Consider the following 25,412-nt stretch of genomic DNA (forward strand, 5'->3'; position numbering starts at 1 on the left):
TTATAGAGCGAACGCTCGCTTTCCAAATCGGGGCGTGCGTTTTCCCCGCCCAGGTGCCATGATCCACCGCTGTGACCGCTCTGCTCGCCCGCCGCTGGCGGGTGCCCGCCGTCCTCGCCGTGATCGCCGTCTGCGCGTGGGTCTCCTGGTTCACCCAGGTCGGCCACGAGTGGTTCACCCAGGCGGTGGCGCTGCCCGTCCCCGCCCTGATCGCGGTGTTCATCGCGCCCACCTGGCGGGTCGGGGTGCCGGCGGTGGCCGCGCTGCTCGTCGCCGCTCCCGCGCTCGTGCTGCTGTCGACCGGGCGGGCCGGGGTGCTGCAGCCGCCGGCGACGGACTGGTTCGTGCCGTACGTGCTGCTCGCCCTGATCGCCTGGGCGGCCGGCTTCGCGTTCCGGGTCCGGGCGGCCGGGCCGGACGCCCGGGGCACCCTGCTCATGATCGGCGGCGGGGTCGCGGCCCTGCTCCTGTGCGTCGGGACCATCGTCGTCGGCGGTGGCGGCAGGGCGCTGCCGTCCGGCGACGCCAGGCAGTGGGTGCACGGCGACGACCTGCCCGACGGTGTGGGGCTGGACCGGATGGGGTTCTGGGGCGACTGCGAGACGGAGGACGGTGAGATCGTGGAGTGCCCGCAGGCGACCGAGTTCTGGGCGACCGACGGCCGGCCGGCGGGGGAGATCGTCGCCCAGCTCGTCGCGGAGCTGCGCGCGCTGGGCTGGCCGGTCACGGAGCAGGCGCCGGGCTTCTACGTCGGGTGCCTGCCGATGCGGGGCGTGCTCACGTGGGACGACAGCATCTGCGCCGAGGTCGCGTCGGCCGGCGAGGCGTCGCTGCGGCCGAACAAGCCGCACAGCTCCGCGTCGGTCATGCTCACGCTCGGGTAGCGCCTCAGACGCGGGTGGCGCTGAAGATCATGGTGGTCATGACGACGCCGCCGGCGCCGGCGTTGGCCAGCATCAGCCTGGGGGAGAGGCGGGTCACCGGGTTCGTCTTGTCGACCGCGGTCGCCTTGCGGTTGCCGGTCGAGAAGGCGGTCAGCTCGATCCCGCCGTCCGCGGTCGGCTTGCAGGTGACCTGCAGCGGCGTCGAGGCGGTCGGCGGCGGGCCGGCGTTCTTCGGCTTCGCCGACGCGGCGAGCCTCGCCGGCTGCCCGCCGGTCAGCTTGAAGATCTCGATGACGCCCTCGGGGCCGACCTCGAAGGTGTAGCCGTTGCCCAGGTCGGCGCCGTCGAGGCAGGCCGCGCCGATCTTGGCGCCGCCGGCCGCCTTGCCGATCGCGGCGAACTCCAGGTCCATCGTGAAGCCGGCGCCCTGCACCGCGAGCCGCTGCTCCGGGCCGGGCGCGACGCAGCGGATGTTGGGCTGCTCCGCGGTGACCCGCAGCGCGTCCGGCACCTCGACCTTGCAGCCGCCCGCGGCGCCCCACGGCACCTTCTGCTGCAGCGCGGCGACCGTCTTCGTGCCCTTGAGCGTCCACGGCCCGACCGACGTGACGGAGCACGCGATGACGGGCCGCTGCGTCCAGCCCGCCGGGAGCATCGGCTTGTCCAGGGGCAGGAACGACTGGCCGTACGGGACACCGAGGTACGCGCCGTAGGACTGCTCGCAGACCGCCTTCGCGGCCGCGTCGACGGCCTCGCGGCCCGGGTCCTCCAGGAACGGCAGGTGCCCGACGTACGTGACCTCGCCGATGTGCGCGGCGTTGCACGGCGTCACGTAGCGCAGCTGCGACGACCCGCCGATCCAGTCGAAGCACTCGCCGGCCTTGAGCTCGAACTGGTCGCCGACGAACAGCTCGGCGGCCGCCTTCGACGGGTCCGCCAGGGCCCGCGCGATCCGGTCGCCGTCGTCGTTGCCGGTGACCTGCAGCCCCTTGTCGAGCAGCGCCACCAGCGACGGCGCCAGGCCGTCCACGGGCACGGCGGTGTCGTGGACCGCCTGCCGGTGCGACGGGGACAGGCCCGCGACGACGACCACCTTGCCCTGCTCGGTGCGCAGGTAGTACTCGAAGCCGAGCCAGTGCCCGGCGCCCGCACCGACCAGCGGCACCAGGACCGCGACGGCGAGCACCGAGTAGCCGGCGACGGTGCCCCACGCGCGGCCGACGGACGCGGCGATGACCGCCGCGGCGCCGACGAGGACCCCGCCGAGCAGGCCGATCGCGCCGCCGGTGGACAGGATCAGGCGCAGTGGCTCGGCGAGCAGCCAGCCGGCGAGCCCGCCGGCGCGGGACGTGCCGCCGTCCAGGAGGCTCGGGTTGCCGCGGACCAGGTGCAGCAGCCCGAGCGTGGCCAGGGCGATGCCGGTGGTGCGGGTCAGGACCCGTTCGCGCAGGTAGTGCCCGGTGGCGACGGCCAGGTCGCGCAGTTCGGCGCCGGTCCACAGCCGCCGGTCGACGATCGGCACCAGGGGCAGCTGCCACGGCCAGGTGGCCCGGGGCAGGCGCGGCAGCGGCCAGAGCAGCAGCAGCGGCAGGACCGGCAGCACGTACGCCGCGTAGCCGAACCCGAACGTGAGGATCGCCGTGGCGACCCCGTGGACCGGCACCTGCGGCACCCACAGCAGCGCGACGAGCACGACGACGACCGCCGCGATGATCCCGATCCGCCGCCACGACGGCCGCTTCGGCCGGGGCCGGGCGGGCTTCTCGAGCGGCTGGTCAGGGTCCTGGACGGGAGCCGGCCCGCGGCGGCCCCGCCGGTGCGACCCAGCCTCGGCGGTGGCCGCGCCCTGCCAGTCAGTGAGGGCGGCGCGGACCTGGTCGGTGGCGGCGACGCCCAGCAGCAGGCCCGCGACCAGCGTCAGGACGACCTGCCAGATCGGCGGCGCCGCGGCGATCCCGAGCAGCGTGGACAGGCCGAGGACGGCCGCGGTTGCCAGGGTCAGCAGCGCGACCGCGGGTAACGCCGCGCGGACGCGCGCACCGACCTCGGACATGGCTCTGGAGCATGGCACCCGCCGTACCCCATCGCAACTGGCCTAAGTCTGGCTTAAAAGTTTGTGCTACATCTCGGTGCGGTTGGCGGCGCAGGCGTCGATGACCGGCTTGAACGCGTCACGCTCCGCATCGGTGATCTTCAGCTCCGTGTACAGCGGCGGGCCGCCGTCGAGGCTGAGCCAGGCGGGGAACACGTACGGCTTCTTGATCTCGGCGAGGGCGTGCGGGGTGCAGCGCTCGCCGTCGACCACGACCGGGACCGTCACCTCGGTCTGCCCGGGCTGCAGCACCGCGTACGGCTTCGGCGTCTGCTCCCGCGCGGGCAGCGGCAGCACTTCGAGCAGGATGCTGCCGACGAACTCCTGCAGCGTCACGGTGCCGGTGTACCCCGTCCGCTTCAGCACCACGGTGCCGTTGAGCCAGCCGCTCGGCAGGTGCGTCCAGGGGCCGAACGTGAGCGAGACCTGCCGGTCCAGGTACGCCTGCTGGCAGTCGATAGCGAGCAGCTTGTCGAGCATCGGGTCCGGGTCGGGCAGCGGCAGCCGCAGGTCGTGGAGCTTGCCGTCCTCGGTACGGACGGCGAAACCGACATGCGAGGCGGCGCTGCGGGGCTTGAGCTCGTCGCCCTGGCAGATCCCCGTGCCGTAGGAGACGGGCACGTCGACGCGCAGGCCGCCGACGGGCAGCGGGGCGTCGACCGCGACCGGCCCGACCCCCTTGAACGAGGGCGCCTGCAGCTCGACCCGCTCGACGGTGACCTTCGCGGGGCCCTCGTTGTGCATGGAGATCTGCACCGTGTGCCGGACCTCGTCGACCCGGCCCTGGGTCAGCTCGATCCGCAGCTTGACCGGGCTCTCCTTCTCGCCGCCGCCGTTGCCGCAGCCGGCCAGAAGGGCGAGCACCACCACCAGCGCCACCCGCTTCATAACCGCCTATGTTGGCACGATCCAGTGCAGGAGCGCACGGGCCGCTTCGAGCACGAGGTCGCGGTCGTACGTGAGGGCGTAGGTGAACCGCCGGTCGTCGTCGGGTCCGTCGTCGGCGAGGTCCCGCGCGACGAGGGCGCCGGCGAAGTGCGGCCCGACGACGACCACGTTCCACTCGCCGCGCAGCGGGTCGTCGCCGGCGATCGCGGCGCCCCTGACGCCCGGCACCGGTGCGCTCGGGATCTCGGTGCCGAGGGCGCAGACCAGGGCGGCGGTCCGCGCGACGGTCGCGTAGCGGCGGGCGGTCGGCGGGGTCAGGAACCGCGCCTCCTGGAAGCAGCCGAGCAGGATCGGCGGCTCCGCCGCGTCGAGCGCCTTCTCCTCCAGGTACCGGCTCAGCGGCATGAGCATCCGCTTCGTCGCCTCGGCGGTCGGGCGGCGGCCGGCGACGATCTCGTACGGAGTCCTGGTCCCAGTCCCGGCGGGCGGCGCGACGAACGGCACCGGCAGGGTCGCGCTGCGCTCGGCGACGTCCTCCGGCAGCGGCCCCGGCCGGCCGAACAGCCAGCCCTGGCCGAGCGTCGCGCCCATGCCCAGCGCGGCGGCGACGTGCTCGCGGGTCTCGACCCCCTCGGCGAGGATCGCGGCGCCGGTGCGTTCGGCGTAGGCGACGATCGCGTTGACGACGCGGGCGGCGTAGGCCCCCTCGGGCTGCTGGGTGAGGTGCCGGTCGACCTTGACCACGTCCGGGTGCACGAACGGCATGACCGCCAGGGACGCGGGCTCGGCGCCGACGTCGTCCAGCGCCACGCCCCAGCCGGAGCCGCGGCACGCCTCGGCGGCGGTCAGCAGGGCCGCCGGGTCGTCGGCGATCGCCCGCTCGGTCATCTCGACGACGACCCGCAGCCGCAGCTGGGCGTCGAGGATGGCCGGGGCGAGGTCCGGCGGGCACGGCACGCCGAGCGCGGCGGGCTCGGCGTTGACGAACAGGGTGAGGCCGAGCGGCAGGCCGGCGTCGATCGCGGCACGGTACGCGGCGGCGCGGCAGACCCAGTCGAGCTCGGCGAGGCGCCCGGCCCGGCCGGCGGCGCCGAACAGCTCCAGCGGCGCCTCCCACGGCGTGCCGGCCGGGCCGCGGGTCAGCGCCTCGTAGCCGACGACCTCGGGCCGGTGGCGGCGCCACGAGTCGAGCCGCACGATCGGCTGGAACACGGTGGTGACGGCACGGGCATCGATGACGTCGTCGATGCTCTTGATCAGGGTGGTGCCGTCCATGTCTTTCGGTTCGGCCCGGAAGCTCCAGAACTGAGACAAATCGCCGGTTTCGCTGGCTTTGGGCCCCGCTCCGCCCTGCCTACCGCCGCGGGCGCCCCGGTGCATGCTCCGGTAGGTTGGCGGTGATGCGACGTGTACTGGTGGTGGCGCTGCTGCTCGGGCTGACGGCCTGTACGTCGGCGGCTCCGTCCTCGTCCGCCTCGCCCGGCGGCTCGGGTGGCTCGGGCGCGGTCGTGAAGACCGCCGGGTGCGGCGCGTCGCCGTCCGGGGACCTGGTGGAGGTCGTCTCGCAGATCGACGCGAAGGGCGAGGCCGACTTCGCGGCCGTGTTCGCCGGAGCCCGGGTCGGCGACGACGGCGTCGAGGTCTACCGCAAGCCGTCCGCCGACCTGGACAAGTGGATCACCGGCACGTTCGCGGCGTCGTGCGTGCTCGTGCACGACGCGAAGTTCTCCGCCGCCGAGCTGGCGAAGCGCTACCAGCAGGTCAACGACGACAACACCTACTGGGCCGAGCAGGGCGTGCACGTCAACAGCGTCTCGTCCGACTTCGTGCGCGGGGTGGTCATCGTCGGCACGGAGGAGGTCGACAAGGGCAAGCCGCTGTTCGCCGCGCGCTATGCCGACGGGCCGCCCGTGGAGCTCGTGGACGAGGCACCCGCCTAGATGGGTGGGTGGCGGGAGATCATCGACGGGATCGGCGAGCGCACCGAGTTCGGCAACGCCAGGCTGGTGCGCGACCCGCGCCGCAAGGGCGGCTGGACGCTGCTCTTCGAAGAGGTGCAGCAGTCGTACGTCGACGTCGCGGACCCGACCTACCTCAGCTTCGAGTACACCCGCCGCATCGCCGCGGTCGTCGACACGATGGCACCGCAGGCGCGCCCCCTCACCGTGCTGCACCTGGGCGGCGGCGCCTTCACGATGCCGCGCTACGTCACCGCCACGCGCCCCGGCTCCACGCAGGTGATCGTCGAGCGGGACCGGCGGCTCGCCGACTTCGTGCAGCGGGTCGTGCCGCTCGCCGACGCCACCGGCGTCTCGTTCGTCTTCGGGGACGCCCGAGAGGTCGTGTCCGACATTCCGGATTCGTCCTACGATCTCGTCATCGGCGACGTGTACGACGCCGCGCAGATGCCGGAAAGCGTGTCGGACGTCACGTTCGCCGCGGAGGTGGCCCGGATCCTGCGCCCCGAGGGGGTCTACGCGGTCAACGTCGCGGACCTCGCGCCCCTGACCTTCTCCCGGGGGCAGGCGGCCACCCTGCGCACCGCCTTCGCCGACGTGTGCCTGCTCGTGCGTCCGGAACTCCTGCGGGGCCGGCGCTTCGGCAACGTCGTTTTTGCGGCGTCCCGCGGCGCGGACCGGCTTCCTGTCGCGCGGCTGGCCGCGATCCTCGGGCGGGACCGGCAGCCCGCGCAGGTCGTCGGCGGCGCCGGACTGGACCTGCTGACCGCCGGCGCGGACCCGGTCGTGCTGCCGCCCGCGTGAGATCTTGCGTGCCCCGGGTGGGATTCGAACCCACACTGTCGGAGGTTTGAGCTCCGTTCCTCTGCCGATTGGGATACCGGGACGGGTACGCCGCACCAGGGTACCCACTAGTCTGATCGCGGCGGTAATCGCCGTCAGTCGTGTCGGATCGGATCGGGAGTTGCGCGTGGCCGAGGCACAGAGCCGTCGGGTGCTCATCGCGGAAGACGAGGCGCTCATCCGTCTCGACCTCCGGGAGATGCTCGTCGAGGAGGGCTACGACGTGGTCGGCGAGGCCGGCGACGGCGAGACGGCCGTCCGCCTCGCCGAGGAGCTCAAGCCCGACCTGGTCATCATGGACATCAAGATGCCGATCATGGACGGGCTGGCCGCCGCGGAGAAGATCGCCGGCGCGCGCCTCGCGCCGGTCGTCATCCTCACCGCGTTCAGCCAGCGGGACCTGGTCGAGCGCGCTCGCGCCGCCGGCGCGATGGCCTACCTGGTGAAGCCGTTCCAGAAGAGCGACCTGGTGCCGGCGGTGGAGATCGCCGTGTCGCGGTTCGCCGAGCTGGCCGTGCTCGAGCAGGAGGTCGCCACGCTGACCGACCGGCTCGAGACCCGCAAGGTCGTCGAGCGCGCCAAGGGTCAGCTCATGGCGACCTACTCGATGAACGAGCCGCAGGCGTTCAAATGGATTCAGCGCACCGCGATGGATCATCGAATGACCATGCGCGAAGTGGCGGATCGGATCATCGCGGAAACCGCCACCGGTAACAGCACGGTAACCCCTGAGTCCTGACCTTTTACCTGCGCAGGGCGTGTCTGCGCAGGTAGTGCTCAGGGTCGAATAACGGCTTGGTAACGGACCGCAATCGGCTTCTGGGGCGGGCTATGATCCGCCAGTCCCGAGGGTCGGGACGATTGCTGCCATCTGTTATTCGAGGAGCACCATTGCGTAGAGCCGTGATCATGCTCACGGCCTTCCTGGCCTGCGTGATGCTCTCCTTCGGTCTAGGCGCCACAAGCGCGTGGGCCGAAGGGGAAGCACTGCAGGGGACGTTGACCAACAACGGCGCTCCGGTCGCCGGTGTCAAGATCAAGGCGTCTACCCAGGACGGCGCGCCCGCCGGTGAGGCCACATCCGACGAGCAGGGCAAGTGGAGTATTCCCGTAACCGGTCCGGGCACCTACAAGGTGGAACTCGATGTAGCGTCGCTGCCCTCCGGGGTCGGGCTCACCAACAACCGGCCCGTGCTGCCCACCGTCACCGTGGCGGACGGGCAGCTGCGCAACGTGCTGTTCCCGCTCGGCGCGGCCGGCACGACCGGCGGCAGTGGCAACAACCAGCCCGGCACCAAGACCGAGGGGTCGTCGTCGTTCGACCGCGTCGCCGACCTGCTGTACTCCGGCCTGCACTTCGCGCTGATCATCGCGCTGGCGGCGCTCGGCATCTCGCTGATCTTCGGCACCACCGGTCTGACCAACTTCGCCCACGGCGAGATGGTCACGCTGGGTGGTCTCATCACGTTCCTGTTCAACGTGACGATCGGGATGCCGCTGGTGCTGTCCGGCATCATCTCGGTGGCCATCGGCGCCGCCCTGGGCTACTTCCAGGACCGCGCGTTCTGGGGCTGGCTGCGCAAGCGCCGCACCAACCTGGTCACCATGATGATCATCTCGATCGGCCTGTCGCTGCTGATCAGGTACGTCTTCCTGTACTTCTTCGGCGGTGAGTCGCGCAACTTCGCCGACTACAACGCCCAGGCGGGCGTGCAGTACGGACCCTTCCTGATCGCGCCGAAGAACCTGATCGCCGACGGCATCGCCCTCGTCGTCCTCGCCGCGGTGTCCTTCGCGCTGGTCGGCACCCGGCTCGGCAAGGCCACCCGCGCCGTCGCCGACAACCCGGCCCTGGCCGCCGCGTCCGGCATCAACGTCGACCGCATCATCCGCCTCGTGTGGACGATCGGCGGCGGCCTCGCCGCGCTCAGCGGCGTGATCCTGGGCGCCTTCCAGGGCGTGGGCTTCCAGATGGGCTTCCAGATCCTCCTGCTCATCTTCGCCGCGGTGACCCTCGGTGGCTTCGGCACGGCCTGGGGCGCGCTGCTCGGCAGCCTCGTCATCGGGTTGTTCATCCAGCTCTCCACGCTGTGGATCCCGACCGAGCTGAAGTCTGTGGGCGCCCTCGGGGTGCTGATCGTGATCCTGCTCTTCCGGCCGCAGGGCATCCTCGGCCGCCGGGCCCGGATCGGCTGAGGGGACGACGATGAACTGGGAAAGCATCTTCAGCGTGTCGTTGGAAGCGATCATCGGTTCCACCGCTATTGCCTACGCCCTCGCGGCCATCGGACTCAACGTCCACTTCGGCTACACTGGCCTGCTCAACTTCGGCCAGTCCGCCTTCCTCGGCGTCGGCGCCTACGGCATCGCGATCACGGTGGCGACCTTCGGGCTGCCGCTGTGGCTCGGCGTCCTCGTCGGCCTGCTCGCGGCGGTGGTCCTCGCGCTGCTGCTCGGTATCCCGACGCTGCGACTGCGCGCGGACTATCTGGCCATCGTCACGATCGCCGCGGCCGAGATCATCCGGCTCTTCTACCGCGCCACCGACCTGCGCAAGTGGACGGGCGCCTCCGACGGCCTGCAGAGCTTCTCGCAGGACTTCTACGCGCTCAACCCGTTCGCCGGCGGCAAGGGCATCGACCTCGGACTCATCACGTTCACCGACCGTGAGCTGTGGATCCTGGTCGTCGGCTGGACCCTGGTGCTGCTCAGCTGCCTCGTGGTCTGGCTGCTCATGAGCAGCCCGTGGGGCCGCGTGCTCAAGGCCATCCGGGAGGACGAGGACGCCGTGCGCAGCCTCGGCAAGAACGTCTTCTCGTACAAGATGCAGTCGCTGGTCCTCGGCGGCGTCATCGGCGCCCTCGGCGGTTTCGTCTTCGCCCTCGACCGGGCGGCGGTCCAGCCGGACACGTACGGCACGGAGTTCACGTTCTTCGCGTACACCATCGTGATCCTCGGCGGCGCGGCCCGGGTCTTCGGCCCGGTCGTCGGCTCGATGATCTTCTGGGTCCTGCTGGTCTTCATCGACTCGGCCCTGAGCGAGGCCTCCAACAACAAGGTCTTCCCGGAGTGGTTCATGACCACCTCGCAGGCCGGCTCCGTCCGGTACATCCTGGTCGGTCTCGGCCTCATCCTGCTGCTGATCTACCGGCCGCAGGGCATCTTCGGCGACAAGAGGGAGGTCATGCTCGATGGACGTTGAGAACAAGCCCGACCGGGCCGCTCGGGCGCGAGCCGTGCAGGCCCTGGCCGGCCTGCCGTGCGAGCCCGGCGTCCCGAAACCGGACCCGATCCTCGTCGCCGACAACGTGGTGCGCCGCTTCGGCGGCCTCACCGCCGTCGACGTGAAGCACGTCGAGATCCAGCGCGGCTCGATCACGGCCCTCATCGGCCCCAACGGTGCCGGCAAGACGACCTTCTTCAACCTGCTCACCGGCTTCGACGCGCCCGACGAGGGCTCGTGGACGTTCAACGGCAAGTCGCTGTCCGGCGTGGCGGCGCACAAGGTCGCGCGGGCCGGTATGGTCCGCACCTTCCAGCTCACGAAGGCCCTGTCCAAGCTCAAGGTCATCGACAACATGCGGCTCGGCGCCACCGGGCAGCGCGGCGAGAGCTTCTGGCGCGCGCTGCTGCCCGGCACCTGGAAACAGCAGGAAGCCGAGGTCACCGCCCGCGCCGAGGACCTGCTCACCCGGTTCAAGCTCATCGCCAAGAAGGACGACTTCGCCGGCAGCCTCTCCGGCGGCCAGCGCAAGCTCCTGGAGATGGCCCGGGCGCTCATGGTGCAGCCGGAGATGGTCATGCTCGACGAGCCGATGGCCGGGGTCAACCCGGCGCTGACGCAGTCGCTGCTCGGCCACGTCAAGCAGCTGCGTGAGGACGGCATGACCGTGCTCTTCGTCGAGCACGACATGGACATGGTCCACGACATCAGCGACTGGATCATCGTCATGGGGCAGGGCGGCGTCATCGCCGAGGGCACCCCGGACAAGGTCATGGCCGACCCGCGCGTGATCGACGCCTACCTGGGCGCGCACCACGACGGCGCGGTCAAGACCGTCGGCGGCGAGGAGGTGGACGCCTCTACGCTGGACGAATCCGACGGCGAGGTGACCCTGATCGGCGCCGTCGACGAGCTTTCTGCTGCTCCTGAAGAAGACCCGAAGGGGGGACCGGCATGACCGTTCCGATCGAGGACGACGCCCCGGTCGCCAGCAACGAGATCGTCGACCGCGGCGACCACCTGGCACACGCCGACGGGGCGGTCCTGCGGGCCGACGACGTCGTCGCGGGCTACCTGCCCGGCGTCAACATCCTCAACGGCGCTGACCTGTACGTGCACGACGGCGAGCTGGTGGGCATCATCGGCCCCAACGGCGCCGGCAAGTCGACCCTCCTGAAAGCCATGTTCGGCCTGGTCAATATCCGCTCGGGGGCAGTCACCCTGCGCGGGGAGAACATCACCAACCTGAAGGCGCACGCGCTGGTGGAGCGGGGCATCGGCTTCGTCCCTCAGAACAACAACGTCTTCGCCGCGCTCACCATCGAAGAGAACCTGCAGATGGGCACGTTCCTGAAGCCGAAGCGGTACAAGGAGCGCTTCGACTTCGTGACCCAGCTCTTCCCGACCCTGGCCGAGCGGCGCAAGCAGCGGGCCGGGCTCATGTCGGGCGGTGAGCGGCAGATGGTCGCCATGGCCCGCGCGCTCATGATGGAGCCGACCGTGCTGCTGCTGGACGAGCCCTCAGCGGGCCTCTCGCCGGCGCTGCAGGACGAGGTGTTCTTCCGGACCAAGCAGATCAACTCGACCGGCGTGACGGTCGTGATGGTCGAGCAGAACGCCCGCCGTTGCCTGCAGATCTGCGACCGGGGATACGTCCTCGATCAGGGCCGCAATGCCTACACGGCGTCCGGTCAGGATCTGATCAACGACCCGCGGGTGATCGAGTTGTACCTGGGTACGCTCGCTCGCGCCTGAACCATCGTTTTTGGATTCCCGCGCCTGCCGTTTGTTCTTCGGCAGGCGCGGGATTTCTTTGTGTGGTGCACCTATGGAAAAGGGCCCCACCGCTTCCGCGGTGGGGCCCTTTTGCCTATTCAGATCAGATCTTGCCGTTCTGGTACTTCACGTCCGACGTGAGCTTGTTGTTCTCGTCGTAGGTGTAGACACCGATGGTGGCCTCGGCCGGGTCGCCGGCGTCGTTGAAGGAGATCGGGCCGCTCAGGCCGTCGTAGTCGATGTCCTTCTTCTGCTTGATCAGGTCCGCGCAGGACTTGAAGTCCGTGCACTTCTCGCCGCCCTTGGAGACGGTGATCAGGTGCTTCGCGATCTCGGCCGGGTTGTCGCTGCCGGCCTCGAGGGCCGCGAGGGCCGCGAGGATGGTGGCGTCGTAGGACTCGACGGCGTAGTTCCAGTCCTTCAGGTCCTTGTTGATCTCAAGGGCGCGCTTCTTGAAGTCGTCCTTGGTCGCGGCGCCGGGCTGGGTGCCCTTGTAGCCCTTCAGCGTGCCGGGGGCGAAGTCCTTCGAGTAGTCGGCGATGTTGCCGTCCACGAAGTACCACTTCTTGGTCTTGAGACCGGCCTCGATCAGCTTGGGGACGATCTTCTTGGTCTCGTCGAAGCCGATGATGGCGATGGCGTCCGGGTTGGCAGCCTTGATCTTCGCGACGTCGGCCGAGAAGTCCGCGGCCTTCGGGTCGTAGGTCACCGACACGGCGACCTTGCCGCCGCCGCTCTCGATCTCCGCCTTGGCGTTCTCGGCGAGGCCGGTGCCGTAGGAGTCGTTGAGGACCAGCATGCCGGTGGTGGCGTTGCCGTCCTGGACGATCAGGTCACCGAGGACGCGGCCCTGCAGCGTGTCCGGCGGGGCGGTCCGGAAGTAGAGACCCTTGTCGTTGTAAGTGGTCAGCGCCGTCGACGTGTTGGCCGGCGAGATCTGGACCACGCCCGCGCCGGTGATCTTGTCGATCACGGACAGCGAGACGGACGACGAGGCGGCACCGATGATGACGTCGGTCTTGTCCGTGAGCAGCTTGTTGACCGACTGGGTGGCGATGTCCGTGGAGGTGTCGCCCGAGTCCATGTGCTGGATCGTGACGGGCTTGCCCAGGACGCCACCGTTGGCGTTGATCTCCTTGATCGCGACGTCGACGCCCGCGAACTCCGGGGGGCCGAGGAACGCCAGCGAGCCGGTCTGCGGCAGGATGGTGCCGATCTTCAGAACGCCGTCGCCAGGGGCGGCACCGCCGGTGGTTGCGCCGGTGCTGGGCTTATCTGCATCGTCACCACATGCACTGAGTGCCAGGACGGCAGCGCTCAGCACGGCGACCGAGCGCCATGCGAGGTTGGGGCGGATCATCACCTGTCTCCTTTTTACAGCGCGGTAGGCGTGGTTGCGCCTAGATGCCAAGACGCTGATAGGGGCAGAACCTAATGAAACTCGGGTGCTGGCACTAGGCCTTCGGGGCAACACGCCCCAGGAAGTTGCGCAGTCGTAATCTTCCTGTTCGCAACCGTCGCGGGAATCGGTTTGTCGCGTCACGGCGCGGGGTCTCCGCGGGGAACTGTCATACCCCCCGACTAGGCTCAAGGATGTGACGGGTTCAACAGAGGACACCAGGCTCCTGCTGCTCGACGGGCACTCCCTCGCCTACCGGGCGTTCTTCGCCCTCCCCGCGGAGAACTTCTCCACGAAGACGGGGCAGGTGACCAACGCCGTCTTCGGCTTCACGTCGATGCTGATCAACATGTTGCGGGACGAGAAGCCCACGCATGTGGCGGTCGCCTTCGATGTGTCGCGCCAGACCTTCCGCCTGGAGAAGTATGCGGAATACAAGGCCAACCGCTCGACGACCCGGCCGGAGTTCTCCGGCCAGCTCGACCTGATCAAGGAGGTCCTCAACGCGTTGCGGATCCCCTTCATCGAGAAGCCGGGTTACGAGGCCGACGACGTGATCGCCACCCTCGCCCGGGAGGCCGCCGCGCAGGGCATCCCCACCTCGATCATCACCGGCGACCGCGACGCGTTCCAGCTGGTCACCGGCCTCGTGACGGTGCTCTATCTCAAGCGCGGCGTCTCCGAGATGGACCGCATGACGCCGGCCAAGGTCGAGGAGCGCTATGGCATCCCGCCGTCGCTCTACCGGGCGAAGGCGGCGCTCGTCGGCGAGGACAGCGACAACCTCCCCGGCGTCCCCGGCGTCGGCGACAAGACCGCCGCCAAGTGGATCCTGCAGTTCGGCGACCTCGACGGGATCATCGCCCGGGTCGACGAGATCAAGGGCAAGGCCGGCGAGAATGTGCGCGCCCACCTCGCCGACGTCATGCGCAACTATGAGCTCAACGGGCTCGTCGACGACCTCGAGCTGCCGATCACCCCCGACGAGCTGCACTGGCGCGGCTGGGACCGAGAGGCCGTCCACCAGGTCTTCGACGCCCTGGAGTTCCGTATCCTGCGCGACCGGCTCTACCAGTATCTCGACGCCGTGGAGCCCGAGGCGGAGAGCGGTTTCGACCTGTCCGGCACGGTCCTGCGCGAGGGCGTCGGCGCCTGGCTCACCGAGCACGCGCCGGCCGGCACCCGCGTCGGCGTCGCCGTCGCCGGCAAGTTCGGCCGCGGCACCGGCGAGGTCACCGGCATCGGCCTCGCCGTCGCCGGCGGCCCGGCCGCCTGGTTCGACCCGACCGAGCTCGACGCCGCCGACGACGCGGCCGTGGGGGAGTGGCTCGCCGCCGCCGACCGGCTCAAGGTGCTGCACGACGTGAAGCCGGCCCGGCTCGCGTTCGGCGCCCGCGGCTGGGCGCTCGAGGGCGTCGCCAGCGACACCGCGCTCGAGGCCTATCTGGCCCGCCCCGACCAGCGCTCCTACGACCTCAACGACCTGGCGCTGCGCTACCTCAAGCGCGAGCTGCGGGTCGACGCCCCCGACACCGGCCAGCTCGCCCTGGACGGCCTGGGTGGCAACACGGGAGAGGCGGAGGAGAATCTGATGCTCCGCGCCCGCGCCACCCTCGACCTCGCCGACGCGATCGCCGAGGAGCTGCGGCGCGACGGCGACTCCTCCGCCCGCCTGCTCGCCGAGGTCGAGCTGCCGCTGGTCACCGTGCTCGCGGAGATGGAGCGGGTCGGCATCGCCGCCGACACCGACTATCTCAGCGAGCTGGAGTCGAAGTTCGCCAGCAACGTCAAGGCCGCGGCGCAGGGCGCCTATGAGGTGATCGGCCGGGAGTTCAACCTCGGCTCGCCCAAGCAGCTGCAGGAGATCCTGTTCAACGAGCTCGGCCTGCCGAAGACCAAGCGCATCAAGACCGGCTACACCACCGACGCCGAGGCGCTGCAGAATCTGCACAAGCAGACCGAGCACCCGCTGCTGGCGCACCTGCTGAGCCACCGCGACTGGGCCAAGCTCAAGACCACCGTCGACGGCCTGCTCAAGTCGGTCAGCGACGACGGCCGCATCCACACCACCTACTACCAGACCGTCGCGGCCACCGGCCGGCTCTCCAGCACCGACCCCAACCTGCAGAACATCCCCATCCGCACCGAGGACGGCCGGCAGATCCGCCGCGCCTTCATCGTCGGCGAAGGCTTCGAGTCCCTCCTCACCGCCGACTACAGCCAGATCGAGATGCGGATCATGGCCCACCTGTCGAAGGACGAGGCGTTGATCGAGGCCTTCAACTCGGGCTTCGACTTCCACGCCGCGACCGCCTCGTCGGTCTTCTCGATCCCCGCCGACGAGGTCGTCCCCGACCAGCGCCGCAAGATCAAGGCCATGAACTACGGCCTCGCCTACGGCCTGTCCTCCTACGGTCTCGCCTCGCAGCTCGGCATCACCCCCGCCGAGGCCACGGTCCTCATGGAGGAGTATTTCGCCACGTTCGGCGGCGTCCGCGACTACCTGCGCCAGATCGTCGTCCAGGCCCGCCGCGACGGCTACACCGAGACCGTCCTCGGCCGCCGCCGCTACCTGCCCGACCTCAACAGCGACAACCGCCAGCGGCGCGAGATGGCCGAGCGCATGGCCCTCAACGCCCCCATCCAGGGCTCCGCCGCCGACATCATCAAGGTCGCCATGCTCCACGTGGACGCAGCCCTGCGCGAGGCCGGCCTGCGGTCCCGCATGCTCCTGCAGGTCCACGACGAGCTGGTGTTCGAGGTCGCCCCAGGCGAGCACGACGCCGTCGAGGCCCTCGTCCGCCAGCAGATGGGCGAGGCCTACCCCTTGGACGTCCCGCTGGGCGTCTCGGTCGGCTCAGGCCGCGACTGGAACGCCGCCGACCACTGATCCACCGTCCACTGACCGCTGTCCCGCTGACCTCTGATCGCGTCGTCTCGCACCGCCGGTGTCGCCCCGTCCACGGGCCGACACCGGCACCGAGCCGCCGGGACGCTCCGCCGTCGTGCTCGCCTGCTCGCGTGCCTCCGGTTCGGCGGCTTTGGCCGGCTGCCTGGCTCGACGGCTCAGCTCGGCTGCTGGACTGACGGCTCGACTTGGCTGTTCGGTCGCTGAGCGGCTCGGTATGGCCGGGCCGGTCAACGCCCGGCTCCTCCACGCCCCGTGGACGACGAGGCGGTCGGTCGCCCTACCTCCTCGACTTTCCACGTTCCACCAACGGGCGGATCGCGGTCCACGTGCGCCCTCCGTCGTTCCGCTCGCCGCCTTCGCCCGTACGGTGGACCGCTCGGCGCCCTCTTCCTCCGAATACCCGTCTTACGCCGATTTCGAAGGGTCCTCTCTTCCGGTTCCACGGCGCTTGCGCTCGCGTGGGACCTTTCTTTCCGGTTTATCAGGCGCTCCGCGCCCGCTAAACCGGAAATATCAGCATTTTGTGGGGTTGGACCGACTCGCGGACTGCTGGCGCGGTGGCGCGGCCGAGGCGCGGTCAGGTCGGCTTGGTGGCGATGAAGATGGCGGTGCCGGGGAAGATCTTGCCGCGCAGGGGGCTCCACTGGCCCCACGTGCCCTTGTGGTCGTCTGGCCACTCGGGCTCGATGAGGTCGTTGAGGACGAAGCCGGCCGTGACGAGCTCGCGGATGCGGTCGCCGAGGGTGCGGTGCTGCTCGACGTACGTCGGGACGTGTGCCTCGTCCTCCTCGACGTAGGCGCGGCGGTCGAAGTAGGAGTGCACCGCGACCAGGCCGCCCTCGCCCGGGTCGTCCAGGAACACCCACCGCATCGGATGGGTGATCGAGAAGGCCCAGCGGCCACCGGGGCGCAGCACGCGGTACACCTCCCGCATGACGCGACCGGAGTCGGCGACGAACGGCACGGCGCCGAACGCGGTGCACACGATGTCGAATACGCCTTCGGCGAACGGCAGGGCCGTGGCGTCTGCCTGCAGGAGCGGCACTTTTACACCCGATCGGGTGTTTCCGGCGGCGGCGTGCCGCAGCATGCCGGCCGACAGGTCGCTGGCGATGACCCGCGCGTCCTGGGTGTGCAGCCAGCGCGAGCACGATGCCGCGCCGCAGCCGATCTCCAGGACGTCCTTGCCGGTGACGTCGCCGAGCAGCCGGGCGTCGGCCTCGCGCAGGCCTTCCGGGCACCAGACGAAGTCGGCGTCACCGAGGAACGCGCCGTGTTCGGCCTGGTAGGCGTCGGCGTCAGCGTCCCACCAGCCCCGGCTCGCGCGGCGGCTCTCGGCTGGGTTCACTGCGCGTCGTGTGACGCCTGCGTCTGGTGACGTTTCCATGGACTGCAACGGTAGGCCCCGCAAAAGTCGGCGGATCGGGTCTGGGGGAGGGTTGGACCATGTGGTATTGCGCAGGGTAGGCTGATCGGTGCACTCGTGGGTTGTGCGCCTCGGCATGGAGCAGGCTCACGATCGTCTGACACATCCTGAGCTTCCAATGCACTGATCCTGCACTGCGACAGGCGGGTTGTGCCCCGACGATGGTCCGCGGGAGCGCAGGTCCACCGAAGTCACCCACCGACCGGAGCAACAACCCACATGACGAGCAGCATCGAGGCCACCTCGAGCGCCAGCAGCAACAAGGTCGTCGACGAACTCGCGTCCGATGAGGCGTTCCTCGCCGCGATCGACGAGACCATCAAGTACTTCAACGACGGCGACATCGTCGAAGGCACCGTCGTCAAGGTCGACCGGGACGAGGTCCTGCTCGACATCGGCTACAAGACCGAGGGTGTCATCCCCTCGCGCGAGTTGTCGATCAAGCATGATGTCGACCCTGCTGAGGTCGTGTCGGTCGGTGACCACATCGAAGCCCTGGTCCTTCAGAAGGAGGACAAGGAAGGGCGTCTGATCCTCTCGAAGAAGCGCGCGCAGTACGAGCGGGCGTGGGGCACGATCGAGAAGATCAAGGAAGACGACGGGATCGTTCGCGGCTCCGTCATCGAGGTGGTCAAGGGTGGTCTCATCCTCGACATCGGGCTCCGTGGCTTCCTGCCGGCGTCCCTGGTCGAGATGCGCCGGGTCCGCGACCTGCAGCCGTACGTGGGGCGCGAGCTCGAGGCGAAGATCATCGAGCTGGACAAGAACCGCAACAACGTGGTCCTGTCCCGCCGGGCCTACCTCGAGCAGACCCAGTCCGAGGTGCGCACCGAGTTCCTGCACAAGCTGCAGAAGGGCCAGGTCCGCAAGGGCGTCGTGTCCTCGATCGTCAACTTCGGTGCGTTCGTCGACCTCGGTGGCGTCGACGGCCTGGTGCACGTGTCCGAGCTGTCCTGGAAGCACATCGACCACCCGTCCGAGGTTGTCGAGGTCGGCCAGGAGGTCGAGGTCGAGGTGCTCGACGTCGACCTGGACCGTGAGCGCGTCTCCCTGTCGCTGAAGGCGACCCAGGAAGACCCGTGGCGCCAGTTCGCGCGCACCCACGCGATCCAGCAGATCGTCCCGGGCAAGGTCACCAAGCTCGTTCCGTTCGGTGCGTTCGTCCGCGTCGACGACGGCATCGAGGGCCTGGTGCACATCTCCGAGCTGGCCGAGCGCCACGTGGAGATCCCGGAGCAGGTCGTGCAGGTCGGCTCCGACGTCATGGTCAAGGTCATCGACATCGACCTCGAGCGTCGCCGGATCTCGCTGTCGCTCAAGCAGGCCAACGAGGGCTTCGTCGAGGGCGAGGAGCACTTCGACCCGACCCTCTACGGCATGTCGGCCACGTACGACGAGCAGGGCAACTACATCTACCCGGAGGGCTTCGACCCGGAGACCGCCGAGTGGATGGCCGGCTTCGAGAAGCAGCGCGAGGCGTGGGAGCAGCAGTACGCTGAGGCCCGCCAGCGCTGGGAGGCCCACACCAAGCAGGTGCAGACGGCCCGCCAGGCCGACGCCGCCGAGCCCGCCGCCACTGCCGCGGCCGGCGCGACGAGCAGCGGCCCGGTCACCTCGTCGACCCCGACGGCGGCTCGCGCCCCGGAGGAGCCGGCAGGCACCCTCGCGACGGACGAGGCCCTCGCGGCCCTGCGCGAGAAGCTGGCCGGCGGCAAGAGCTGACGGCTCGCAGAACATAGGAGGGGCCCCGTAGCCGGATTCGGCTACGGGGCCTCTCCCGTTCCCGCCGTTCCCACCAGGCGCGGCGCTGTCCGCGGACCACACGGTCGGCTCCGGGAGGCCTTTGTTCGGCCCCGCCTTGTGCGTGGGCGTGGCGCATTTCGGGCGCGCTTCGGCCGTGCCACGTACGGACTTCACCTGCGCGTCCACGGTGGCGTGAGTGCCGCCCGCGCCGCGGTCGCGGTGATGTTCCCCAGCCGCCGTCCTCACCTGGTCAGCGCACGAGAGCGCCACCTGGTGCATCCACGCCGTCGCTGGTCTTGCAGTCATCGCGGGGGCACCCGCTGGCGCGTCGGCTCGCATCGACGCTGCGCGATCCGCCCACATTTTCAGAGATCATTTTGTAGGTGGATAGCGAAATATCTATGGCGTAAAAGGTGCAAATTATGGCATTGATCGACGTCTGTGTGGAGTCGTGAGTCGGGGTGGCGGCGCATCGTCCCAGACGGTGATCACCCCGGATGTCTCGGATCCACAGCCGCCGGCGAGGGCGAGGTTTAACCATTCGAGGGACTTGCGCTGGTTCTGAGACCACCGGCGGTGTGGCAGCACTGAACGACGAAGCTGGATCCTTGTGAGGGCGGAGTCGGGGGGCAATACCGCCAACCCGCCCTGTGCTGCCCGCGTGCAGCCGGCGATGGCGACGGGCAGGTCCACGCCTGGGTGGGCAGCGCCTGCGGTGGGAGTGGAGCTGCAGCCGGAGACAGCGGTGGAAGCTCCGTGCCGGTCGTTGACGGCAGGGCGGGGTTGCGGCCGACGGGCGCGATGGGTGGCGGCAGACGGACGGCGCTCTCGGTGGCGTCGAGCGCTGCCCGCATGCAGCCGCCGTTGGTGGCAACTGGGTCCGCGCCCGGGTGGGTGGCGTCTCCGGTAGGCGCGAAGTGCTGCCTGCCGACGATGGTGGGTGGGTGTGGGGCGTTGCCCGCGTGCGGCCGGAGGTGGTGCTGTGCGGCGGTTCGGTAGGTGTGGATGTGCTGCCTGCCTGCCGAGGGCGCTAGGTGGCTGGCTTCGGTAGGCGCGAAGTGATGCCCGCCGAAGACGGCGGGTGGGTGCCGCTGGTGGGAGTGAGCGTTGCCCGCGTGTAGCCGGAGGCGGTGGTGTGGGGCGGCTCTGAACGGGCGCGGACGTGCTGTCTGCCGATGGTCGCCGTGCCCACCGTCGCCCCTGACATCGTGGCACCAGGCGGTGTCGTCGGTAGGTGTGGAGCGCCGCCCGCGGCCCGCCGCTGGCCCCGTCCGCGGCTGGCCCCGTCCGCCGCCCGCCGCTGGCCCCGCCCGCCGCCACGGACGACGGCAGGCGGGGGCGCTGGTCGGTGCGGGTGCTGCCTGCGTGCGGGCCTGGGAGGCCGTGGCGTGCAGCGGCTCCGGTAGGTGTGGAGCCGCTGCGCGCGGTGCCGGGGACGGGGTGGGTGGTTACTTGACGCCGGCTACATCCATGGCGCGGAGTTCCTTCTTGAGTTCGGAGACCTCGTCGCGGAGGCGGGCGGCGAGCTCGAACTGCAGCTCGCGGGCGGCGCCGAGCATCTGGTCGCTGAGATCCTGGATGAGGGTGGCGAGCTCGGCGCGGGCCATGCCCGCGCGGGCTGGGGTGGCGGCGCCGGCGGTGCCCTTCGTGCCGCCGCCCTTCTGGCGGGCGCGGGTGTTCTCGGGGGACTTGCCGCGGCTCATCTGGCGGCCGCCGCCGACGGTGATGGCGCCGCCCGGACCGTGGCCGACGACGGCGCCGGCGGTGTCCTCGGCCTCGCGGTAGATGTCGTCGAGGATGTCGCCGAGCTTCTTGCGCAGCGGCTGGGGGTCGATGCCGTTGGCGAGGTTGTAGGCGATCTGCTTGTCGCGGCGCCGGTTGGTCTCGTCGATGGCGAGGGCCATCGACGGGGTCATCTTGTCGGCATACATGTGGACCTGGCCGGAGACGTTACGTGCGGCGCGGCCGATGGTCTGGATGAGGCTGGTGCCGGAGCGCAGGAAGCCTTCCTTGTCGGCGTCGAGGATCGCGACCAGGCTCACCTCGGGCAGGTCGAGGCCCTCGCGGAGCAGGTTGATGCCGACGAGCACGTCGAACTCGCCGCGCCGCAGCTCGCGCAGCAGCTCGACGCGGCGCAGGGTGTCGACCTCGGAGTGCAGGTAGCGCACGCGGATGCCGTGCTCCAGCAGGTAGTCGGTGAGGTCCTCGGCCATCTTCTTCGTCAGGGTGGTGACGAGGACCCGCTCGTCGAGCTCGACCCGCTGGTTGATCTCGTGCATGAGGTCGTCGATCTGGCCCTTGGTGGGCTTGACGATGACCTGCGGGTCGACGAGGCCGGTCGGGCGGATGACCTGCTCGACGAACTCGCCCTGCGTGCGGCCGAGCTCCCACGGGCCGGGGGTCGCCGACAGGTAGACGGTCTGGCCGACCCGCTCCTCGAACTCGTCGAAGCGCAGCGGCCGGTTGTCCTGGGCGCTGGGCAACCGGAACCCGTGCTCGACGAGCGTCCGCTTCCGTGAGGCGTCGCCCTCATACATGCCGCCGATCTGCGGCACGGTGGCGTGCGACTCGTCGATGACGGTGAGGAAGTCGTCGGGGAAGTAGTCGAGCAGGCAGTGCGGCGGGCTGCCCGCCTCACGGCCGTCGATGTGGCGGGAGTAGTTCTCGATGCCGTTGCAGAAGCCGACCTGGCGCATCATCTCGATGTCATACGTGGTGCGCATGCGCAGCCGCTGGGCCTCCAGCAGCTTGCCCTCGCGGTCGAGCTCGGCGAGGCGCTCCTCCAGCTCCACCTCGATCTGCGAGATCGCCCGCTCCATGCGCTCGGGGCCACCGCCGTAGTGCGTCGCGGGGAAGATCATCAGCTGGTCGACCTGGCGGATCTCGTCGCCGGTCAGCGGGTGCAGGTAGGACAGGCGCTCGATCTCGTCGCCGAAGAACTCGATCCGGATCGCGAGCTCCTCATAGGCGGGGATGATCTCCAGCGTGTCGCCGCGGACCCGGAACGTGCCACGGTTGAACGCGAGGTCGTTGCGCGTGTACTGGATGTCGACCAGCCGCCGCAGCAGCTTGTCGCGCTCGAGCTCCTGCCCGACGGTCACCTTGGCGGCCCGGTCCAGATACTCCTCGGGCGTGCCCAGACCGTAGATCGCGGAGACGGTCGCGACCACGATGACGTCGCGGCGGGTCAGCAGGCTCATCGTCGCGGAGTGGCGCAGCCGCTCGACCTCCTCGTTGACCGACGAGTCCTTCTCGATGTAGGTGTCGGTCTGCGGGATGTAGGCCTCGGGCTGGTAGTAGTCGTAGTAGCTGACGAAGTATTCGACCGCGTTGTTGGGCATGAGGCCGCGGAACTCCGTGGCCAGCTGCGCTGCGAGGGTCTTGTTGTGGGCGAGCACGAGCGTCGGGCGCTGCAGCCGCTCGACGAGCCATGCGGTCGTCGCGCTCTTGCCGGTGCCGGTCGCGCCGAGCAGCACCGAGTGCCGCTCGCCGGACCGGATGCGACGCGCCAGCTGCTCGATGGCGGCGGGCTGGTCGCCGGACGGAACGTATTCGCTGACCACCTCGAAGCGGTTGTCCAAGCGGGGAATGTCGAGCGCCATGACCCCAACCGTACGCGGGGGGTATGACAACTTTCGGGTTCCTCGCCCTGGGTGGTTGATCGTATTCAACCTGGCGATTGTGTGGGGAAGATCACCGGACTACCGTAGAGCTGTAGGCCGCTCGCGGCGGCCGACCGGAGAGCAGGCCGGCCATTTACTCGGTCCGGCCCTCCCGGCGCCAGGTTGCTGCCCCGGCCCGTCACGGTCGGCGAGCGCACCGTGGATGGATCGCGCGACACGCGCGACCGGCCGCCGCGAGCGCCCCTGCGTCAGGGGCGCAGACGTCAGGCGGCGCCGGCGATCAAGGGCCAAGCCGCCGCGACCGCCGCGTCCAGCTCGGCCGGTGTGCCGTCGTTGACGATCGAGACGTCCGCGACCGCCCGCCGCTGCTCGTCCGTCGCCTGCGCCGCGATCCGGGCCCGGGCCTCCTCGGGCGTCATCCCGCGCAACCGCACCAGCCGGTCCAGCCGCGTGGGAAGCGAGGCGAACACGATGACCACCGTCTCGTACAGGCGCGACATCTGCTTCTCGACGAGGAGTGGCACATCGTTGACGACGACGGCGCCGTCAGGCGCGGCCGCGACCAGCTCGGCCGTCCGTGCCCGGACGAGGGGGTGCACGATGCCCTCCAGCGTCGCGCGCGCCTCGTCGGAGCCGAAGATCCGGCTCGCCATCGCGGCCCGGTCGAGCGCGCCGTCCGCGGTGAGCACGTCGTCGCCGAACGCCTCGACGACCGCGGCCAGGCCGGGCGTGCCGGGCTCCACGACCTCGCGCGCCAGCCGGTCCGCGTCGATGATCACGGCGCCGAGGGCGGCCAGCCGCTCCGCCACGGCGCTCTTACCGGCGCCGATGCCGCCGGTCAGCCCCACCATCCTCATCCGCCCATCACAGCAGAGCGGACGGACCCGCCGCGCACCGGTCAGGTGATCTCCGGCGTGTACGGCGCGGAAAACGGCATTTGCGGAGATAACCTCCGTGCTGAGGAAGACGACATAGCGGGGCGAACATGACACAAGGGCGACACTGCATCGGCCGGCCGGGCCTGGGGCGCCGTGACATCACCATGATCATTGCGGCCGCCGACGTGGCCGAACAGGGACCACGGCACCGCCGCGGCCGCTCGCTGCGCCGGTCGACGACCGAGGCCGCGGGCATCTTCGCCGCCGCCGCCGTGCTGGCGGTACTCGCGGTCAGCGGCTGGTACGCGGCGTCGGGGGCGACCGCGGTCGCGCAGATGCTGGCGCGCTGACCAGGCGACCCGAGCGGGTGCAGGCGGGCACCCGAACGGTGGGTCATCAACGCCATCAGCCGTGGCGCGAGACGCGGGCTGTCAGCGATACTCTGCCCGGGCGAGTGCACGAGTGCCGTGCGCAAGTGCACGATCTGCACCGACGCCAGGACTAGAAGGACGCGCTGCATGGAGCCGGGACACCCCCCACGGCAGGATCCGCCGACGGAGCCGAGCCACGACCAGGTCAACGGGTCGCCGCCGCGACCCCGCAGCCGGCGTGGCTGGATGTCGGACTCGCCGCTCGACGGCGGGTCCGGCTGGCCGACCTCGGCCTACGCGATCGTCCCCAGGCAGGCGACTCCCCCGAAGGAAGAGCAGCGGGCGCCGCAGGAGGCACCGCAGGAAGTGCCGCCGGCCGCGGCCGCCGAGCCGCCCCCGGAGGTGCACAGCCGCCGCTGGCGGATCGCCGCCCTGGTCATCGGCCTGATCGTGCTCCTCGCCGCGGCGGTGGGCGGGGTGCTCGCCACCCGGAAGTCGTCCGGCGACACGCAGACGCCGACCGGTGAGAACCGTGCCGCCACCGCGCCGCTGACCGAGGCGACGACGCCGGCCGGGTCCGGGGCCACCGCCGGGGCCGCTGCGGGGGGCGCAGGGTCCCCGAGCCTCGACGCCAACGGATCGCCCGTGCCCGCGCTCAGCGCCGGCACCCCCGACCCGAGCGCCGTCGTGACCAGCCCCGTGCCGGAGGGCACCGTCACCGACGTGCTGCGCGCCGGCACCGTGCGGATGACCGTCCTCGCGGGGCAGCCCGACGAGACGTTCGACTTCGACAACGGCGCCAAGCAGGCGTCCGGCGCCGACATGGCCGCCGGCGCGCTCGGGCTGACCGCCGTGGGCGGCGCGGCCTTCGCCCCCGTCCTGGTTACGCCGACCCTCGCCGTCTGCTCGGCGGTCCCGGCCGCCCAGTGGGGCGACCGGGTCCTGCTCAGCGCGCTGCTGCCCACCACGAAGGTCTGCGTCCGCACCGGCGACCAGCGGTTCGGCTGGTTCACGCCCCGGTCCGGCGAGGCCGTCGTCAGCGGCCAGCTCTACACCACGTACCTCGACTTCACCGTGTGGAAAAAGGCCGGCGACTGACCGGTCAGGCGGGCACGTCGACGAAGTGCTCGACGGTCGGCGCGCCGTTGAAGAACGGCCCGAGCAGCCCGCGCCACTGCGTGAAGCGGTCGGTGGCGCGGAAGTTGTCCAGGTGCGCGTCGACCGAGTCCCACTCCACCAGCAGCACGAACCGGGTCGGTGACTCGACGCCGCGTGTCATGCGCACGGACCGGCAGCCGGGGGTGGTCGCGAGCAGTGTGTGTGCCTTGCTGTACGCGGCGGAGAACTCGTCCTCGCGACCGGCGAGCACGTCGATGAGTGCAACTTCCAGAACCATT

Annotated in this window: 19 protein-coding genes, 1 tRNA gene and 1 pseudogene; 12 read left to right on the forward strand and 9 right to left on the reverse strand. The window is 70.3% G+C overall.

The annotated features are described in order from the left end of the window. The first annotated feature begins 71 nt into the window (after positions 1 to 71). The gene (locus tag ABD332_RS19780; RefSeq protein ID WP_344503457.1) at positions 72 to 884 is read left to right on the forward strand and encodes a hypothetical protein; all 813 of its coding nucleotides are present in this window, start codon (positions 72 to 74) and stop codon (positions 882 to 884) included. A 4-nt stretch (positions 885 to 888) separates the two neighbouring features. Here ABD332_RS19780 and ABD332_RS19785 read toward each other — a convergent pair whose 3' ends face one another. The 3 genes from ABD332_RS19785 to ABD332_RS19795 form a co-directional block, all read right to left on the reverse strand. Then, positions 889 to 2,937 carry a hypothetical protein gene (locus ABD332_RS19785; RefSeq protein WP_344503458.1) on the reverse strand — a complete coding sequence of 683 codons (2,049 nt, stop codon included), beginning with the start codon at positions 2,935 to 2,937 and terminating at the stop codon, positions 889 to 891. 66 nt (positions 2,938 to 3,003) lie between these two features. Then, positions 3,004 to 3,864: a hypothetical protein gene (locus ABD332_RS19790; protein ID WP_344503459.1), complete on the reverse strand. Its 861-nt coding sequence runs from the start codon at positions 3,862 to 3,864 to the stop codon at positions 3,004 to 3,006. 6 nt (positions 3,865 to 3,870) lie between these two features. Further along, positions 3,871 to 5,139, reverse strand: coding sequence for a sensor domain-containing phosphodiesterase (locus ABD332_RS19795; protein ID WP_344503460.1), 1,269 nt, complete (start codon positions 5,137 to 5,139; stop codon positions 3,871 to 3,873). 125 nt (positions 5,140 to 5,264) lie between these two features. On the opposite strand from ABD332_RS19795, the gene ABD332_RS19800 reads away from it, so the two are divergent. Both ABD332_RS19800 and ABD332_RS19805 read left to right on the forward strand, forming a co-directional pair. Continuing rightward, a complete protein-coding gene (locus tag ABD332_RS19800) occupies positions 5,265 to 5,804 on the forward strand; it encodes a hypothetical protein (protein ID WP_344503461.1) in 540 nt (179 codons plus the stop codon). After that, complete coding sequence (locus ABD332_RS19805) at positions 5,805 to 6,626, forward strand: spermidine synthase (protein ID WP_344503462.1); 822 nt, start codon at positions 5,805 to 5,807, stop codon at positions 6,624 to 6,626. It begins immediately after the preceding gene. 9 nt (positions 6,627 to 6,635) lie between these two features. Here the strand turns inward: ABD332_RS19805 and ABD332_RS19810 are convergent. Next, positions 6,636 to 6,709, reverse strand: a tRNA-Leu gene (locus tag ABD332_RS19810). Between the two features lie 83 nt (positions 6,710 to 6,792). On the opposite strand from ABD332_RS19810, the gene ABD332_RS19815 reads away from it, so the two are divergent. The 5 genes from ABD332_RS19815 (at position 6,793) to ABD332_RS19835 (ending at position 11,643) form a co-directional block, all read left to right on the forward strand. Further along, positions 6,793 to 7,404 (forward strand): ANTAR domain-containing response regulator, encoded by a 612-nt coding sequence (locus ABD332_RS19815; protein WP_344503463.1) that lies wholly within the window; start codon positions 6,793 to 6,795, stop codon positions 7,402 to 7,404. Between the two features lie 170 nt (positions 7,405 to 7,574). Further along, on the forward strand, positions 7,575 to 8,861 hold the full coding sequence (locus ABD332_RS19820) for a branched-chain amino acid ABC transporter permease (protein WP_344503647.1): 1,287 nt from the start codon (positions 7,575 to 7,577) through the stop codon (positions 8,859 to 8,861). Positions 8,862 to 8,871: 10 nt separating this feature from the next. Continuing rightward, positions 8,872 to 9,867 (forward strand): branched-chain amino acid ABC transporter permease, encoded by a 996-nt coding sequence (locus ABD332_RS19825; RefSeq protein ID WP_344503464.1) that lies wholly within the window; start codon positions 8,872 to 8,874, stop codon positions 9,865 to 9,867. Beyond that, the gene (locus tag ABD332_RS19830; RefSeq protein ID WP_344503465.1) at positions 9,857 to 10,846 is read left to right on the forward strand and encodes an ABC transporter ATP-binding protein; all 990 of its coding nucleotides are present in this window, start codon (positions 9,857 to 9,859) and stop codon (positions 10,844 to 10,846) included. Before ABD332_RS19825 ends, ABD332_RS19830 begins: the two co-directional genes overlap by 11 nt. Continuing rightward, entirely contained in the window at positions 10,843 to 11,643 is an 801-nt protein-coding gene (locus ABD332_RS19835; RefSeq protein WP_344503466.1) for an ABC transporter ATP-binding protein, read from the forward strand. The genes ABD332_RS19830 and ABD332_RS19835 overlap by 4 nt, the downstream gene beginning before the upstream one ends. A 124-nt stretch (positions 11,644 to 11,767) precedes the next feature. Here ABD332_RS19835 and ABD332_RS19840 read toward each other — a convergent pair whose 3' ends face one another. Further along, on the reverse strand, positions 11,768 to 13,024 hold the full coding sequence (locus tag ABD332_RS19840; protein WP_344503467.1) for an ABC transporter substrate-binding protein: 1,257 nt from the start codon (positions 13,022 to 13,024) through the stop codon (positions 11,768 to 11,770). Positions 13,025 to 13,259: 235 nt separating this feature from the next. On the opposite strand from ABD332_RS19840, the gene polA reads away from it, so the two are divergent. After that, a complete protein-coding gene (polA, locus tag ABD332_RS19845) occupies positions 13,260 to 15,953 on the forward strand; it encodes a DNA polymerase I (protein ID WP_344503468.1) in 2,694 nt (897 codons plus the stop codon). A gap of 598 nt (positions 15,954 to 16,551) precedes the next feature. Here polA and ABD332_RS19850 read toward each other — a convergent pair. Continuing rightward, positions 16,552 to 17,361 (reverse strand): class I SAM-dependent methyltransferase, encoded by an 810-nt coding sequence (locus tag ABD332_RS19850; protein ID WP_344503469.1) that lies wholly within the window; start codon positions 17,359 to 17,361, stop codon positions 16,552 to 16,554. 162 nt (positions 17,362 to 17,523) lie between these two features. Here ABD332_RS19850 and rpsA point away from each other — a divergent pair, with 162 nt between their 5' ends. Then, positions 17,524 to 19,122, forward strand: coding sequence for a 30S ribosomal protein S1 (rpsA, locus tag ABD332_RS19855; protein ID WP_425552253.1), 1,599 nt, complete (start codon positions 17,524 to 17,526; stop codon positions 19,120 to 19,122). 1,469 nt (positions 19,123 to 20,591) lie between these two features. Here rpsA and uvrB read toward each other — a convergent pair. Continuing rightward, positions 20,592 to 22,745, reverse strand: a complete 2,154-nt coding sequence (gene uvrB, locus ABD332_RS19860) for an excinuclease ABC subunit UvrB (RefSeq protein ID WP_344503471.1) — start codon at positions 22,743 to 22,745, stop codon at positions 20,592 to 20,594. A gap of 308 nt (positions 22,746 to 23,053) precedes the next feature. Next, positions 23,054 to 23,623: pseudogene (coaE, locus tag ABD332_RS19865) on the reverse strand (dephospho-CoA kinase); the annotation flags it as partial. 128 nt (positions 23,624 to 23,751) lie between these two features. Here coaE and ABD332_RS19870 point away from each other — a divergent pair. Together ABD332_RS19870 and ABD332_RS19875 are read left to right on the forward strand one after the other, a co-directional pair. Next, positions 23,752 to 23,994 carry a hypothetical protein gene (locus ABD332_RS19870; RefSeq protein WP_344503472.1) on the forward strand — a complete coding sequence of 81 codons (243 nt, stop codon included), beginning with the start codon at positions 23,752 to 23,754 and terminating at the stop codon, positions 23,992 to 23,994. 267 nt (positions 23,995 to 24,261) lie between these two features. Beyond that, positions 24,262 to 25,113, forward strand: coding sequence for a hypothetical protein (locus tag ABD332_RS19875; protein ID WP_344503473.1), 852 nt, complete (start codon positions 24,262 to 24,264; stop codon positions 25,111 to 25,113). 4 nt (positions 25,114 to 25,117) lie between these two features. Here the strand turns inward: ABD332_RS19875 and ABD332_RS19880 are convergent, their stop codons facing one another. Further along, complete coding sequence (locus tag ABD332_RS19880) at positions 25,118 to 25,411, reverse strand: antibiotic biosynthesis monooxygenase family protein (protein WP_344503474.1); 294 nt, start codon at positions 25,409 to 25,411, stop codon at positions 25,118 to 25,120. Position 25,412 lies beyond the last annotated feature (1 nt).

Source organism: Dactylosporangium maewongense, assembly GCF_039531485.1.
GTDB classification, from domain to species: Bacteria; Actinomycetota; Actinomycetes; order Mycobacteriales; family Micromonosporaceae; genus Dactylosporangium; species Dactylosporangium maewongense.